At 44.0% G+C, this 15,332-nt stretch carries 14 protein-coding genes; 3 read left to right on the top strand and 11 right to left on the bottom strand.

The window, feature by feature from the left end; genetic code table 11:
* Positions 1-45: 45 nt before the first annotated feature.
* From B158_RS0110935 to rpoE, 4 genes are all read right to left on the bottom strand, one after another.
* On the bottom strand, positions 46-1,347 hold the full coding sequence (locus B158_RS0110935) for a Do family serine endopeptidase (protein WP_018625417.1): 1,302 nt from the start codon (positions 1,345-1,347) through the stop codon (positions 46-48).
* A 154-nt stretch (positions 1,348-1,501) separates the two neighbouring features.
* Positions 1,502-1,993 (bottom strand): SoxR reducing system RseC family protein, encoded by a 492-nt coding sequence (locus B158_RS0110930; protein ID WP_018625416.1) that lies wholly within the window; start codon positions 1,991-1,993, stop codon positions 1,502-1,504.
* Positions 1,994-2,142: 149 nt separating this feature from the next.
* A complete protein-coding gene (locus tag B158_RS0110925) occupies positions 2,143-2,823 on the bottom strand; it encodes a sigma-E factor negative regulatory protein (RefSeq protein WP_156823103.1) in 681 nt (226 codons plus the stop codon).
* 339 nt (positions 2,824-3,162) lie between these two features.
* On the bottom strand, positions 3,163-3,753 hold the full coding sequence (gene rpoE / locus B158_RS0110920; protein ID WP_018625414.1) for an RNA polymerase sigma factor RpoE: 591 nt from the start codon (positions 3,751-3,753) through the stop codon (positions 3,163-3,165).
* Between the two features lie 252 nt (positions 3,754-4,005).
* Between rpoE and nadB the strand changes: the two genes are divergently transcribed.
* The gene (nadB, locus tag B158_RS0110915) at positions 4,006-5,613 is read left to right on the top strand and encodes an L-aspartate oxidase (protein WP_018625413.1); all 1,608 of its coding nucleotides are present in this window, start codon (positions 4,006-4,008) and stop codon (positions 5,611-5,613) included.
* On the opposite strand, the gene B158_RS0110910 is transcribed toward nadB, so the two are convergent.
* Entirely contained in the window at positions 5,604-6,110 is a 507-nt protein-coding gene (locus B158_RS0110910) for a protein YgfX (RefSeq protein ID WP_018625412.1), read from the bottom strand. The two genes, nadB and B158_RS0110910, sit on opposite strands and share 10 nt — an antisense overlap.
* 29 nt (positions 6,111-6,139) lie before the next feature.
* Complete coding sequence (locus B158_RS0110905) at positions 6,140-6,394, bottom strand: FAD assembly factor SdhE (RefSeq protein ID WP_018625411.1); 255 nt, start codon at positions 6,392-6,394, stop codon at positions 6,140-6,142.
* Positions 6,395-6,501: 107 nt separating this feature from the next.
* Here B158_RS0110905 and ygfZ point away from each other — a divergent pair, with 107 nt between their 5' ends.
* Positions 6,502-7,416 carry a CAF17-like 4Fe-4S cluster assembly/insertion protein YgfZ gene (gene ygfZ / locus B158_RS0110900; protein WP_228127096.1) on the top strand — a complete coding sequence of 305 codons (915 nt, stop codon included), beginning with the start codon at positions 6,502-6,504 and terminating at the stop codon, positions 7,414-7,416.
* Between the two features lie 75 nt (positions 7,417-7,491).
* On the opposite strand, the gene B158_RS0110895 is transcribed toward ygfZ, so the two are convergent.
* From B158_RS0110895 to B158_RS0110875, 5 genes are all read right to left on the bottom strand, one after another.
* Positions 7,492-9,339: a DUF885 domain-containing protein gene (locus B158_RS0110895; protein WP_018625409.1), complete on the bottom strand. Its 1,848-nt coding sequence runs from the start codon at positions 9,337-9,339 to the stop codon at positions 7,492-7,494.
* 114 nt (positions 9,340-9,453) lie between these two features.
* Positions 9,454-9,729, bottom strand: coding sequence for a DUF3081 family protein (locus tag B158_RS0110890; protein ID WP_018625408.1), 276 nt, complete (start codon positions 9,727-9,729; stop codon positions 9,454-9,456).
* Between the two features lie 105 nt (positions 9,730-9,834).
* Positions 9,835-11,334, bottom strand: coding sequence for a lysine--tRNA ligase (gene lysS / locus B158_RS0110885; RefSeq protein WP_018625407.1), 1,500 nt, complete (start codon positions 11,332-11,334; stop codon positions 9,835-9,837).
* 268 nt (positions 11,335-11,602) lie between these two features.
* Positions 11,603-12,701, bottom strand: a protein-coding gene (prfB, locus tag B158_RS0110880) for a peptide chain release factor 2 (protein WP_156823101.1) whose coding sequence is annotated in 2 segments (ribosomal slippage) — positions 11,603-12,625 and positions 12,627-12,701 — 1,098 coding nt in all. Because the reading frame shifts where the segments join, the coding sequence is not laid out codon by codon here.
* 138 nt (positions 12,702-12,839) lie between these two features.
* A complete protein-coding gene (locus B158_RS0110875; protein WP_018625405.1) occupies positions 12,840-13,358 on the bottom strand; it encodes a DUF4442 domain-containing protein in 519 nt (172 codons plus the stop codon).
* 116 nt (positions 13,359-13,474) lie between these two features.
* Here B158_RS0110875 and B158_RS0110870 point away from each other — a divergent pair, with 116 nt between their 5' ends.
* A complete protein-coding gene (locus tag B158_RS0110870; RefSeq protein ID WP_018625404.1) occupies positions 13,475-15,322 on the top strand; it encodes a DUF885 domain-containing protein in 1,848 nt (615 codons plus the stop codon).
* The last annotated feature ends 10 nt before the right edge of the window (positions 15,323-15,332 follow it).

Genomic DNA, 15,332 nt, shown 5'->3' with positions numbered 1-15,332 from the left:
AAAGGCCAGCACTAGAGCGTGTTAAGCCGCTGGCCTCACTGAGTTTTAATCTAATTTAATCACAAAAAAGTCACTACCCCTACCCGGCCTGGCTACAAGTAGTGCAACTTTGCCTTTTTCAGGAAGACTTGCTAACGCCCTTTGATAATCTTCTAGCGTACGAATAGGAGTTTGATGAAGCTTTTGAATAATGTCTCCGTTTTGGATACCAGCCTGCGCCGCAGGGCTTTGTTCGGCTACATCGCTGACTACCACTCCTTGACGGATGCCGTAAGCTTCCTGCAAATCATCACGCAGAGCCTGGACGCGAATACCCAGTTTGTCCTGGCCCCCATTAATGGATGCTGTACGACCTGAACTATCGGTCAATACCGCATCGATCTCAATTTCCTTTCCGTTTCTAATGACATCAAGCTTTACTGTATCACCCGGCATTTTTTGACCCACGTAATAAGGTAGATCCTGTGCTTTGCGGACAGGCTTACCATCAACCGCAATGACAACATCGCCTTCCTGTAAACCTGCCGCTTCTGCAGCAGAACCAGGAAGAATTCGCCGGACCAGAGAGCCGCTAACTTCTTTTAGACCAAAAGCATCAGCCCTGTCTTGATCAATCGAACTGAACATAACTCCAAGGTATCCACGATTAACCACACCACTTTCAAGTAATTGCTCGCGAATATTATTTGCCAAATCGATTGGAATTGAAAAAGATAGACCGGAACTAATCATAGGGTTAAAAACCATTGAATTAATACCAACCACTTCACCCTCAAGGTTGACCAGTGGTCCACCAGAGTTACCACGGTTAATGGCAACATCGGTCTGAATAAATGGTACATACTGGGAGCCCACTTCGCCGCGGCCCTTAGCACTGACGATACCTGCAGTTACGGTTTGTTCCAGATTAAATGGTGCACCAAAAGCTAGTACCCACTCACCAACCTTAAGAACATCGGATGTTCCAAGCTTTAGGGCTTTTAAATCTTGTTTACCCGGCTCAATTTTTAGAAGGGCGACATCGGTGTTTGCATCGCTTCCTATAACCTCTGCTTTGAACTCACGTCCGTTATAGAGTTTTACAGTTACAGTATCTCCATTATCAATAACATGATGATTGGTTAAAATGTAACCTTCGTCGTCAATGATAAAGCCCGAACCTCCAGCACGCCCTGCAACGCGTCCCCAACGGACAACATCAACCTGAATACTGACGATACTGGGCTGCACTTTTTCTACCAGTTCTGTGAAATCAGGATAAGAAGATTTTGCTGGCGGACTAAAAGCACTACCAAGAATGAAGAATAGAACAATAAGGCCTGTTGAATAAAAACGCTTCAGCATCATTTATACTCCCGCAACTTGTTGTAAAACCACAAGCATTTAAATTATTAGCTATTTCAAGGAAAGCCTCATAACCCAGCAGGCTTGCCAAAAAAACAAACAAATTCAAAGGTTGGAAATATATTAGGGAAAACAGTTCCGACGGAGTCGTCAGTGCTTAGTCGACGGTTGTTTCGATTTGTTTCACCGCAATCGGTCTCTTTACAATTCTTAACAATACCGGTTCCGTTTTTCCCTTTTGGGCCGCGGATTTACTGTAGAAATGAGTAAGCACAAAACCAATGGCTAAACCGGCAAAAGCAGCAAGAATCGAGCTCAACTCAGAAGGGTTAGTGAGCCAGAACTGCCAGACCAGCAAAGCCAGGATCATGCTAATCAGCGGCACCAGATACACCATAACAGAAGCTCGAACCACCAGATTGTCCGGAATTCCAACTTCTACTTCATCATCTATGTTGGCATTAACTTTATTTTTCAAGGGGGTAACGAATACTTTATGTGAAAATGCCTTGCTGACAATGCCGCTGCCGCACACCGTATTCACCTGACAGCTGGAGCAGCCAGTTTTACTCTGCGTCTGCACCCAAACAGTGTCATTTTCTTTGGCCACTACACGACCAATTTCAGTCAGCATGTTGCTTTGATTCATAAGATATTCGCCATCAGACTTTGTTAGTCATTTTACTGAAAACCAACCGGAAAAGCAGCGGGCTTTTAGCAATGATTGATTTTAGAAGCAACAAAGCCGAAGTAATACTTCGGCTTTGTTGGAAATAGGCTGGAGACTAAGTTGAAACTTTACTGATTTTCAGCTTGCTCCTGCTCAACTTTAAGAGGGGTTGGTTGCTGTGTTTCAGATTGCTCAGTCATCAAGGGGACACTAACCGGAATTACTTTCTGGTTACTAACCACCTGAACACTTGGCAGCAGGCTCGATTGTGATAATGACTCATGCTTTAAAAACATATCATGGATTGTTTGCAACTCCTGACGCTCTACTCTGCTCAGGCTTGTTGAGCTGCTTGCTGCTGTTGGTGTTGCATCATTGCTGGCAACAGTTGCCATTGGATTGACCTGTGAATCAAGCGTATTCTGATTGCCCACATTGAACAACACAACCAAAGCTACAGAAGCCGCGATTGCATAACCAGCAATCTGCTTAAAAGGATTACTCGGGAAACTGATGACATTAGATTTTGGCTGGTTTACCTCAACTGAATGTTCAGGTTCATTGGCAATTTCTGAATTGACTCGAGCTGCGATATCTAAATCCAGATGCTTAACTTCATCGCGCATAACCTGGCCAATCAAGTGATATCGGCTCCATAACTGCATTTCTTCAGATTCAATAGCGAAACTGTCTTCCGATGCAAAGGCTTCAAGCTCATTACCCGCCTTTTCATTATCCACCCAGGCAGATACATTTTGCTTATCAAAGCGGCCGACTAAGCCTTTGTCCAAATCTTTATTGTCCAACATTAACATCCAACCTCTATTTCCAACCACAAGCCTAAAATACCGCCTCAATTTACCAAGGCCGGCAAAACCCGCGACTTAACTGTCCTTGCGTCAAATTGCCTTACTAACCCGGGTTGGAATGCTTAAACTAAAAAAACAATGCATTTAACCCTATTCTTAAGACATCAAGCACTTACCCTAACCGCTTGATTTTAAATAAACTTTAACCTTAACGACTCATTCAGCAACTATTAAGGGTGCTATTTTGAGTCCAAATCTTATACACATTGACTAGAGCCTGTGTAAAAAGTTCAGCAGAAATGTAAAAAAGTTTGTATTTCTACTGTTAACTTCATCCTGCTAGGAACGCCAACCCTGTTCCAAAAGCGGAGCAATTTTTTGATCAATCGCGTCACGAGCACGAAATATTCGTGAACGGACCGTGCCTACCGGACAATCCATGACTTCTGCGATTTCCTCATAACTCAACCCATCCATTTCCCGTAAAGTAATTGCAGTTTTGAGATCTTCAGGAAGTTCATCAATGGTTTTAAAAATGATATTCCTGATCTCATCACGGAACATGATGCGCTCGGGACTACCAGTATCACGCAAGGCATCACCGCCTTCGTATTGTTCAGCTTCAACTGAGTCGATATCACTACCCGGAGGCCTACGTCCCTGGGATACCAGATAGTTTTTTGCGGTATTTATCGCAATCCGATATAGCCAGGTGTAAAAAGCACTATCACCACGAAAACCCGGCAAAGCCCGGTAAGCTTTAATGAAAGCTTCCTGTGAAATATCCGCTACCTCATGACTATCTCTGACGTAACGGGATATTAAGTTCATGATTTTATGCTGGTACTTTTTGACCAGCATATCGAAAGCACGCTTATCGCCTTCCTGAACACGTTTTACTAACTCTGAGTCTAAATCAGCCCCAGACATATAATCCCCTTTTAATTGTTATCTTCTTTACGAAGTCGCTTGCAGGGCAAACATTAATTGATCCGGGTCATTCAACCCTTCGCTAACCAGCAAAAAAACTAACTGGCCATGGTGCGGTTATGATAAAGTCCGCCAATATTAAACGGTATTCTGCTAGGAAAATACTAAAGTTTCCAGTGACTTTCTAACAGATAGCGACAAACACAGACTCGGTTAACGGTATAAAAGTTCCCAACTTTTATCATGGATATCATGAAAAACACAATTAATCCTTCGCAGCACACCACCGATGTGCTGGTTATTGGTAGTGGTGCAGCTGGTTTGTCAGTAGCTTTGCGACTGGCTCATTTAGGTAAAATTACTGTACTTAGTAAAGCTGAAGTAACTGAAGGTTCAACTTTTTATGCCCAAGGTGGGATTGCTGCGGTGCTTGATGAAAGTGACAGTGTTGACTCTCACGTTGAGGATACCTTAATCGCCGGTGCTGGCCTGTGTGACGAAAAAGCAGTTCGCTACACTGTTGAGCACTCACGAGAAGCTATTGAGTGGCTGATTGAGCGAGGCGTCATGTTCAGCAAGGAAGACGAAAGCTACCATCTAACTCGTGAAGGGGGGCATAGCAAACGTCGTATTATTCACTCTGATGACGCTACAGGTAAAGCGGTTTCCACTACGCTGGTATCAGCCGTTCTCAATGAACCCAACATCAATATTCTCGAGCACTATATTGCGGTAGATTTAATTACTGGCAATAAACTCGGCAATGATGATAATCGCTGTCATGGCGCTTATGTCCTCAATCTGAAAGAGGACCGGGTAGAAACCATCAGCGCACGTTTTGTGGTACTGGCCACAGGCGGCGCCAGCAAGGTATACCTTTATACATCCAATCCCGACGTTGCCAGTGGTGATGGCATTGCCATGGCCTGGCGTGCAGGCTGCAGCGTTGCCAATCTGGAATTTAATCAGTTTCATCCGACCTGTCTCTTTCACCCACAGGCGCGAAGTTTCCTGATCAGCGAAGCACTTCGTGGAGAGGGTGCTGTCCTGTTGCGCCCCAATGGTGAACGTTTCATGCCGGAATATGACGAACGCGCAGAACTGGCACCTCGCGATATTGTCGCGCGCACCATTGACCATGAAATCAAAAAGCATGGTATTGAATGCGTTTATCTGGATATTTCACACAAAGACGAAGACTTTATCAAAAGCCACTTCCCAACTATTTACTCACGGTGCCTGGAGTTCGGCCTGGATATTACTAAAGATGCCATTCCGGTAGTGCCAGCTGCCCACTACACCTGCGGTGGCGTCAAAGTGGATCTTAAAAGCCGAACCGATGTAGAGGGCTTATATGCCGTTGGTGAAGTGGCCTGCACTGGCTTACATGGCGCCAATCGCATGGCCAGCAACTCATTACTTGAATGCCTGGTTTTCGCTCAGGCAGCGGCTAATGACATTGAAGCGCAATGGGATCCGAGCCAGTCACCACCGATGTTACCGCCGTGGGACGAAAGTCAGGTTACCAACTCTGATGAAGAAGTGGTGCTGAGCCACAACTGGCATGAGTTACGACAACTGATGTGGGACTATGTTGGCATAGTTAGAACCGACAAGCGTCTGCAAAGAGCCTTGCGTCGCATAGAATTATTGAAGCAGGAAATCCACGAATACTATAGCAACTTCAAGGTAAGCAACGACCTGATTGAATTGCGTAACCTGGTCGTAGTCGCCGAACTTATTGTCCGCTGCGCTATGCAACGTAAAGAAAGCCGTGGTCTGCATTACACCCTGGATTATCCGGAGTTGGCTAAAGAAGCAATAGACTCCTATTTAGCACCTTTAGATAATCACTCCTGATTAACGGTATCGTCATCCTGACGATAATAGCGTAACACTCGGGACAGGTGCCTGAATTCTGTCTCGCTGACAGCGTCCCGACAAATCAGTAAGCGTTTCTTGTGCTTAACTCGAGAACTTGAGAGCCTGGGCTGTTTGCCATTCAGCACAATTTCCGATTTATAGTTCAACAGAATCCAGCTCGGCCAAAGAACATTATTGTTTTCTATTTCAATCGCAGTTTTTTTCTCTTTCCCAAGGTGTTGCTGAATTAGATACCATTCACCATCGATGAATTGAAGCTGCCTGACTCCTTTATTTAAGTGGTTTAAGGCTTTTATTTGCCATACTACAAGCGGCAATGAAACAATCAGACTTAAAAGAAAAAGTATTAGAGCAGTCTTTAGTTGAAACTGAGAAAAAATAAAAAGAATAAAGCTTGCTAACAGCAGAGTCCAAAATACTATATATATTCGTATTAGACCTTTGGACTTGCCAATATCAATAAATAGATTCATGTCACTCCCTGACAAATTATTATGCTGAATTACTTTATTTTTTTGTTAATAAACTCTTTGATTGCGGTGATGATAGGGGCAAACTCTGGCTTTGGTTTATCATAGCCCATTATCCATGCATACAGGTCGGGGTCATCCTGCTCCAGAAATGTTGCATATTGAGCGGCCTTTTCATCATCAAAATGGCAAGCCTCTTCCTCAAGGTAAGGAATCAATACCACATCTAATTCCAACATGCCGCGGCGACTGGCCCACTGCAATTTTTTCAACTGTTCTTCAGTCATAACTTAAAACTCAAAATTGTTTGCCTGAATTATAACGGTAACGGTGCAAAACCGCTAAGAATCAGAGTAAAATTATCCCCGTTATGAAGCAAAATAAGCATTCAACTATGAATTTTACCAATCAAGACGCAATGCAACACATCATTCAACTTCAGAATATTGCATGTGAGCTGGGCCATTACGGCATTATCAGAGTGCATGGTGAAGACGCCAAGAAGTTTCTTCAGGGACAGCTGACCTGCGACATGGACAAAATCACAGACCAGAAAGCAACACTTGGCGGCTTCTGTAATGTTCAGGGACGCCTGCATGGTATCTTTTTCACCATCAAATATGGTGATGACTACTTAATGCTGGTGCCCAAACAAGTGCTTGAACACCTGCTCAACAAATTGAAAATGTACGCGGTATTTTTCAAGGTTGAGCTAGTTGATGCCAGCCTCGATTTTCAAATCTGGGGACACACGCAAAAAGGTGCTAACAGCAACTTCGCCGAAGATATGAGCCTGGAAGTGACTGAAGCCAATGGTGTCACAGAGGTGCATTTGAACAGTCTGTTCAATGCTTCGTTCATGATTGCAGAAAAAGAGCATGCAAATGCCATCATCAAAGAACTCGAAGGCACGACACTTGCTGACGTAAACGCCTGGGACTATATCGAAATTCAGGCGCATATCCCGCTGATCTACCAGGAAACGATTGAAGAGTTGTTACCGCACTTTGTTGGACTGCCTCAAGTAGGTGGGGTGAGTTTTGACAAAGGTTGTTATACGGGCCAGGAAATTGTTGCTCGTATGCATTATCGCGGCAAACTTAAAACTCACGCTTTACTGGCATATTCAAAGGACACAGCAACTTTAACACCGGGGGACAAGGTCCATAACAAGGATGATAAAGCGGTAGGCGATGTTATTCGTTCAACAGTGTTTGATAATAAAACTTATGCCTTGATCAGTCTTGCTGATAAGGCCATAGAAAGTGAATTGACGATCAATGGCGCCCAGTTTGAAATACTCGACTAAGCTAGAGAAGATTAAAATCACTCCATAAAAAAAGCCCTTACGAATAAGGGCTTTTTTTTCACAGTAGCTTAGAAATTAAGATTGTGACTTTTTCTGTTCTTCAATCCAACGATTGATCTTGTCTTCCAGAATATTCAACGGAATGGCGCCATCTTTAAGTACTTCATGATGGAACTCGCGGATGTCGAACTTATCACCTAACTCATTTTCAGCCAGCGTGCGTAACTCACGTATTTTGAGCTGACCAATCTTGTAGGCAAGGGCCTGACTTGGAATCGCCATAAAACGCTCGGCTTCTGAAACCATGCGTGCTTCAGCAGCTGGTGAATTAGCTTCCATATAAGCTAACACCTTTTCTCTGCTCCAGCCTTTGGCATGTAAACCGGTATCAGTTACCAGACGGATGGCGCGCCACAACTCGGCACTCAATGCGCCAAAGTATTGGTAAGGGTCAGTATAAACACCCATTTCCTTGCCCAGCGATTCAGAGTATAAGCCCCAACCTTCGGTATACGCCGTTGTACCACCAAAGCGTCGGAAGTTTGGCACATCTTTTAACTCAATTTGAGTCGAGCGCTGGAAGTGGTGACCTGGCACGGCTTCATGAAGATATAAAGATTCAACGGTCCATGTAGGCCGTGCTGATAGGTCATAGGTATTAACGTAGAAAATACCTGGGCGAGAACCATCTGGCGATGGGCTCTGGTACGATGCGGCTGAAGAAGACTGCTCGCGATAAGGCTCAACCGCTCGGATTTCAAACTCAGCCTTTGGAATCACCTTGAATAGATCCGGGGCAGTTTTGTCCAGCTTGCCTCTTAAGTTTTCATATGCCTGCAACATGTCTTCTTTTGTATCAAACTGGAACTGAGGATCTGTCTTAGTAAACTCAAAAAACTCTTGTAGCGTTCCCTCAAAGCCTACTTCCTTCATTACACCCTTCATTTCATTTTGCAGACGAGCCACTTCGTCCAATCCAATTTGATGAATTTGTTCTGGTGTTAAATCAGTACTGGTGGTTTCTTTGACCTTAAAAGCGTACCACTCTTTACCGTTTGGAAGCGCCACCATACCCGATGTTTCGCGTGCAGCAGGAATATATTCCTGCTCAATAAAGTCGTGCATCTTTTGGTAGGTTGGAACAACCCAGCCTTTAATGGCTTTAACATACTCCTGAGTTAAACGCTTTCTGTCCTCTTCTGAAAAAGACTCTGGCATATTTTTAATTGGACCGTAAAAAAGGCTGGTCTCAACATCATCAACAATATGTGCTTTGAGCTGTGGCAATACCTTAACCATCAATGCTTTTGGCTGAACAACGTCCTGCTCAATACCTTCACGCATGTTGCCGATGATAACGTCAACGCCACCAGCTGTTTGCTCAAGACGGCTTAGCCAGTTTTCATAATCTTTAACAGTCTTAAACGGTTGTGCACTGTTGCCTGAACCCAACATGGCAATGAAATTGAAAGGGTTATAGAACTGCTGAATTGGTTGTAAGTGATCTGGGAATTTTGCTCCTTCGATTTCTGCTTCACGCTCACCTTTAAAAACCTTGTAACTCAGTAAGTCTTGACCTTGCAGTTTTGAAGAATCAATAGTGTTTATCTTTGCCAAGAACTCTTTGCTAAAAGCTAATTCTTTAGCTCGCCCTTCTTCCGTACCCCAATCGCCAAGTTGATCATTGAAACGGTTATCGCCCATAAAGGTAGCCATTAAAGGATTCATTTCAAGGCTTCTTTCCCAATGCTCGGCATAGATAGCTGCGGCTTTTTCGGCTTCAGTTTGCTGCTGGGCCGCGACAGCATTTTCGCTGCTCAGGAAACTAACTGTGGTCGGGTTGGCAAGGACAGTGGCACTGGAAAAGGCCATTGCAATAGAAAAGGACAAAGCGGTTACTTTGTGGATTTTCGAACTACTCATTGAATACTCCCACTGGTTTTAGTGTTTTTAATGTGTGAATCACTATAACCGTGAGCAAAAAGCAACTCAAAAGTAACTGGTAACAAAGTGTAAATTGTGTGATTTACCCTAGGCTCAAGGCATATCTTTGGTCTTTCTAAGAGCATCGATTTTTTCAATCTTTTCGAAAAAGGCATCTTTATCTATTTGATTTTTATAGTCTAAATCGAATCGGCTGTGAAAATAGATATTGAGGGTTACTTTTTCATCGGTCAATTCTACGTCATAGCCATCAAAGCCAGAGGTAGCATATATCCCCTTAAAATAGTGACGATTACCTCGTTGTTCGCCTTTATCAGCGATAATCTGGAACACTCTTAACGCCTGGCGGATATCTATATCAGTGGACATACATTTATTGTTAAATGAATTTGTTTCATCATAAAGGAATTGATGTGAAATCTAAATAAAAAGGGCGACACAAAAGTCGCCCTATAAGTCGTAATTTTTTGTAGCTTATTCTGGACGCATATGCGGGAAAAGCAACACATCCCTAATTGACGGCGAATCCGTTAACAACATCACCAGACGATCAATACCAATACCCTCACCAGCAGTTGGTGGGAGACCGTACTCAAGTGCGCGGATGTAGTCAGCGTCATAGTGCATGGCTTCGTCGTCACCTGCATCTTTTGCTTCAACCTGCGCTTTGAAACGATCTGCCTGATCTTCTGCGTCATTCAGCTCCGAAAAGCCATTGGCCAACTCACGGCCACCAGCAAAGAATTCAAAGCGGTCTGTGATGAATGGATCTTCATCATTACGACGTGCCAATGGAGAAACCTCTGCAGGATAAGCAGTAATGAAAGTCGGTTGAATCAATTTATGTTCAGCCACTTCTTCGAAGATTTCAATCTGAACACGACCCAAGCCCCAAGAGTCTTCCAGCTTTAGTTTCAAACGCTTAGCAACTTCACGAGCTTTATCCATATCGGTTAGTTGCTCGAGTTTAATTTCTGGCTGATATTTCATGATAGCTTCAAGCACCGTCATACGTGCAAATGGCTTGCCGAAGTCATAAGTTTCACCGCTGCTTTCAAACACGGTTTTACCCAATACCGTTTCAACCGTATAACGCAACATTGCCTCAGTCAGGTCCATCAGGTCGTTATAATCGGCATAAGCCCAGTAGAACTCAAGCATGGTGAACTCTGGGTTATGGCGAGTTGATAAACCTTCGTTACGGAAGTTACGGTTGATCTCAAATACTTTTTCAAGACCACCAACAACCAAGCGCTTCAAATACAGCTCTGGTGCGATGCGCAGGTAAAGTGGCATATCCAATGCATTATGATGCGTCTCAAATGGACGGGCAGAAGCGCCACCTGGAATCACATGCATCATTGGAGTTTCCACTTCAAGGAAATCACGTGACTCCAGGAAGTCACGAATCGCTTTCACTACTTTTGAGCGAACAATGAAAGTTTCGCGAGATTGTTGATTAACAATCAGATCAACATAACGCTGACGATAACGCGTTTCCTGATCCGATAATCCGCTCCATTTATCAGGCAGCGGACGTAATGATTTGGTTAATAGGCGAATGCTGGAAGCTTTAACAGATAACTCGCCTTTGTTGGTTTTAAAAACAGTGCCTTCAATACCAACAATATCGCCTATATCCCAGGTTTTAAAGTCCTCGTAGACTTCGTCACCAACGGCATCTTTACGAACGTAAGACTGAATGCGACCAGACATATCCTGAATGGTAATAAAGCTCGCTTTACCCATGTTACGGAATAACATGATGCGTCCAGCAACCTTTACCTTCTTACCCAATTCCTCAAGCTCAGCTTTTTCCTTATCGCCATACTCGTGGGCAATTTCCTCAGCTAAAGAATCACGACGGAAGTCGTTTGGGAAGGCAATCCCCTGTTTTCGTTTATCTGCCAACTTCTGCTTACGTAAAGTAATCTGCTCGTTGACATCAACTACTGGGGTTTCTTGATTGCTCATTTTCGTTTATTACCTCAATTTACCGTTAAATAACTAGTTACGTTCTTAATATTCAATTTTTCATGTGATAAAAATGTCAAAACATCCTCTCACAATATTGATACATTATCGGCACCTGTGGATACACCCAGGTATCCGTTGTACTTGCAGTACGGGCGATTCATGAATCGCCCCTACAATACCTTATGTGCTTGCTTGCAGACTAATATCTTTCCAAGCCGCATCAGTGTCTTTGTTAAGCTAAGTGCGCTGCAAAGCACAAGCGTGTCTAGACACCTGCCTTTAGAGAAGCCTCGATAAACGAGTCCAAATCGCCGTCCAGCACCGCCTGCGTATTACTCGACTCATGCCCAGTACGTAGATCCTTAATCCGAGACTGATCCAGTACGTAGGAGCGAATCTGGCTACCCCATCCAATATCAGACTTGGTATCTTCGAGTGCCTGCTGCTCTTCTCGCTGCTTTTGCATCTCAAGCTCATACAGCTTGGCTTTCATCATACTCATCGCCTGAGCACGGTTTTTGTGCTGCGAGCGATCATTCTGACATTGCACCACAATTCCGGTCGGTATATGCGTTAAGCGTATCGCAGAATCGGTTTTGTTGACGTGCTGACCACCGGCCCCACTGGCGCGGTATGTATCGACCCGTAAGTCCGCCGGATTGACTTCGATATCAATATCGTCATCAACTTCGGGATAGACGAATACTGATGCAAAGGAGGTATGACGACGGTTTCCCGAGTCAAATGGCGACTTTCGTACGAGACGATGAACGCCAGTTTCTGTTCTGAGCCAGCCGTAGGCGTATTCACCTTCGACTCTAATCGTAGCACTTTTAATGCCTGCCACGTCGCCATCGGATTCTTCTGTAACTTCAGCTTTAAAACCACGGCTTTCACACCAGCGAAGATACATTCTTAACAACATACTGGCCCAATCCTGAGCCTCGGTGCCGCCTGAACCTGCCTGGATATCAAGATAGGCGTTATTTTCATCCATCTCTCCCGAAAACATTCGGCGGAATTCTAGCTTTTCAAGACTGACATTCAGTTGTTTGACTTCATTCTCGATCTCAGTAACGCTGTCTGCATCATCCTCTTCGACGGATAACTCCAGCAACTCCTGATTATCGGCTATGCCTGTCTCAAGTTCTTTTATGGTGTTAACGACGGCTTCCAGTTTGGCTCTTTCCTGGCCAAGAGACTGAGCTCTTTCCTGATCGTTCCAGACATCGGGCTGCTCAAGCTCTCGCTCGACTTCTACCAGCCGTTCTTGCTTTGTATCAAAGTCAAAGATACCCCCTAAGCGTTTCAACACGCTCAGACATATCTTTTAATTGTTCACGGATAGGATTTACTTCCAACATATTCAATGAGTACTTGTAATGAATGAATTTGCGCAGGCGCAAAAGGGCGATATTTTAACCAATCTAATGCTTACTGCATACCCAAAATAGAGTCTCTATGCCCTTTTATTGTATCAATTGGCTAAAACTCCTGCCTTATCAGCGTCTCTTTGGTGTCCAGGCCCAGATCATGGTGCACTCAATGGGTTCCTTATTTTCCTCATCCATAACGCTCACAGCCACATTCACCTCGCCTTTTTCTTCGTTCAAGATCGACTGACGCTGCTGTTCGCTCAGGTGGGCCGTAGCGGTCAGGCTGCCAACTGCCCTTTTCATAAAATCAACTTTCAAAGTCTTTATCACCAGATACTTATCGTCTGGAACATTCATTCCTACTACCATTCCGGTCGCGGTTTCAGCTATGAGCGCCATCGCCGCTGCATGTACTGTTCCGATATGATTCTGGACTTTCTTGCGGTTCTGAATTCGAAAGATTGATTCTTCCTTGGACAGTTTCAGCACTTCAATTTTGGCTGTACCCACAAGTTTTACTGTTTTTCTAATCACAAAGTTGAGCAGAAAGCTGCGAATAAACTTTGGGTAAGACTGGATAGTGTTAACGACTTTAGCCAGACGGTTATCAGCCAGCGCTTTATTGGACGGAAGTGTGTTATTCATTTGAGTACCTTAGTAGCCCTTATGGCCTATTTGTAAACAGATATTACAAATCATATCCTCTTCAATAATTTAGTGCTAATGTTCTTAACTCGAGAGGAAAGATTCAGGAAAATAATATGACCAAAATAACCCTAGTAAGTCTTAGTCTTGCATTAGCGCTTTATGGTTGCAGCAACGAGCAGGAACAGACAACTACAGCAAATACTGTAACGGCTGAAATATCGCAAAGTCAGCCAGAGCAATCAATGACACAAGAAGAAGCATCAAAGAAGCTTAACGAAATTTTTGAACAACAATTTCAGGCAAGCCTTGAACTTAACCCGATTCAGGCAACAGCTATTGGCGTACCCGGATATAACGACAAACTACCCAATTTCTTATCACCAGAATTCCGTAAGAAAAGTCATGACTTCACTGTTGAATGGTTGGACAAAGTTAAGCAGATTGACCGTAACCTGCTAACAGGCCAGGACCGCCTTAGTTACGATATTTATGTGTATCAATCTGAGCATAGTCTTAAGGGTGAGCAATTCCCAGGTCATTTAATTCCGATTAATCAGTCCAGTAATATCGCAAACTTTTTTGCCCAACTGGGTTCTGGCCAAAGCTTCCAACCATTTAAAACCGTTGAAGATTACGAAAATTGGTTGAAACGTGTTGATGGCGGAGTTGCCATAATGGAACAAGCCATTACCAACATGAATCAAGGCATTGAACAAAAAGTGGTTCAGCCCAAAGCTCTCATGCAAAAAGTTATTCCACAACTGGCAGCTCATGTGGTTGACGATCCTACGCAGAGCATTTTCTATACACCCATAACGAATATGCCTAAAGATTTTTCCGAGGAAGACAAGAAGCGTCTGGAAGCAGCTTACAAGCAGGCCATCGTTGAGAAATTAGTTCCTGCCTATAAAAATCTGCATGACTACATTAAAGACGATTACATGCAGCATGCACGGGATAGCTTCGGTTTAAGTGAACAACCTAATGGTGAAGCCTGGTACAACTATCAACTTAAAACCTATACCACGACCGATCTGACAGCCGAAGAAATTCATCAGTTTGGCCTTGACGAAGTTGCTCGTATCCGTGCTGAAATGGAACAGGTAATGGCGCAAGTAGGCTTTGAGGGTACTCTGGAAGACTGGTTCAAGTATGTTCAGACCAACCCCGAGTTTTACTATGACAACGAAGAAGACTTGTTGCAGGGCTATCGTGATTTACAGGACAAAGTTAACAAACTATTACCGAGCATGTTTGATATAGCACCTAAAACAGATTACGAAGTTCGCGCAGTAGAAGCCTTCCGCGCCGAGTCAGCAGCAGGTGCATCTTACATGGCTGGTTCTCCCGATGGTTCGCGCCCAGGTATTTTCTACGTTAATACCTTCAACTTAAAAGGACAACCAAAGTTTGGTATGGAAACACTTTCCATTCATGAAGCAGCACCAGGTCACCACTTCCAAATTTCCCTGCAGCAGGAAATTGAAGGACTTCCAATGTTCCGTCGTTTTGGAGGCTTGAGTGTCTTCAGCGAAGGTTGGGCGCTGTATGCTGAATCCATCGGTAAGGAAATGGGTATGTTCACTGATCCTATGCAATACTATGGTCGTTTGAGTGACGAAATGTTGCGCGCCATGCGCCTGGTAGTTGATACAGGATTACATGCGAAAGGCTGGTCACGCCAGGATGCAATTGATTATATGATGGCTAACTCTTCAATGGCTGATACCGATGTGGTTTCAGAAGTTGAGCGATACATTGCTTGGCCAGGTCAGGCGGTATCCTACAAAGTAGGTCAACGAGTTATCAGCAACTTAAGAGCAGAAGCAGAACGCAAGCTTGGTGATAAGTTTGATATTAAAGCATTCCATCGTGAAGTTTTAGTTGATGGTGCTGTGCCTATGCCGGTATTAGAAACTAAGATTCGTGAGTGGATCGATTCGCAACTCAATGAAGCCTGATAGATTAGGT

Source organism: Kangiella aquimarina DSM 16071 (assembly GCF_000374105.1).
GTDB lineage: Bacteria > Pseudomonadota > Gammaproteobacteria > Enterobacterales > Kangiellaceae > Kangiella > Kangiella aquimarina.
This window is presented reverse-complemented; position numbering and strand designations above follow the sequence as displayed.

Bases quoted from the DNA above. Each gene is read 5' to 3' on its own strand.
- B158_RS0110935 (WP_018625417.1), bottom strand. From the start codon at position 1,347: ATGATGCTGAAGCGTTTTTATTCAACAGGCCTTATTGTTCTATTCTTC.
- B158_RS0110930 (WP_018625416.1), bottom strand. From the start codon at position 1,993: ATGAATCAAAGCAACATGCTGACTGAAATTGGTCGTGTAGTGGCCAAA.
- B158_RS0110925 (WP_156823103.1), bottom strand. From the start codon at position 2,823: ATGTTGGACAATAAAGATTTGGACAAAGGCTTAGTCGGCCGCTTTGAT.
- rpoE (WP_018625414.1), bottom strand. From the start codon at position 3,753: ATGTCTGGGGCTGATTTAGACTCAGAGTTAGTAAAACGTGTTCAGGAA.
- nadB (WP_018625413.1), top strand. From the start codon at position 4,006: ATGAAAAACACAATTAATCCTTCGCAGCACACCACCGATGTGCTGGTT.
- B158_RS0110910 (WP_018625412.1), bottom strand. From the start codon at position 6,110: ATGAATCTATTTATTGATATTGGCAAGTCCAAAGGTCTAATACGAATA.
- B158_RS0110905 (WP_018625411.1), bottom strand. From the start codon at position 6,394: ATGACTGAAGAACAGTTGAAAAAATTGCAGTGGGCCAGTCGCCGCGGC.
- ygfZ (WP_228127096.1), top strand. From the start codon at position 6,502: ATGAATTTTACCAATCAAGACGCAATGCAACACATCATTCAACTTCAG.
- B158_RS0110895 (WP_018625409.1), bottom strand. From the start codon at position 9,339: ATGAGTAGTTCGAAAATCCACAAAGTAACCGCTTTGTCCTTTTCTATT.
- B158_RS0110890 (WP_018625408.1), bottom strand. From the start codon at position 9,729: ATGTCCACTGATATAGATATCCGCCAGGCGTTAAGAGTGTTCCAGATT.
- lysS (WP_018625407.1), bottom strand. From the start codon at position 11,334: ATGAGCAATCAAGAAACCCCAGTAGTTGATGTCAACGAGCAGATTACT.
- B158_RS0110875 (WP_018625405.1), bottom strand. From the start codon at position 13,358: ATGAATAACACACTTCCGTCCAATAAAGCGCTGGCTGATAACCGTCTG.
- B158_RS0110870 (WP_018625404.1), top strand. From the start codon at position 13,475: ATGACCAAAATAACCCTAGTAAGTCTTAGTCTTGCATTAGCGCTTTAT.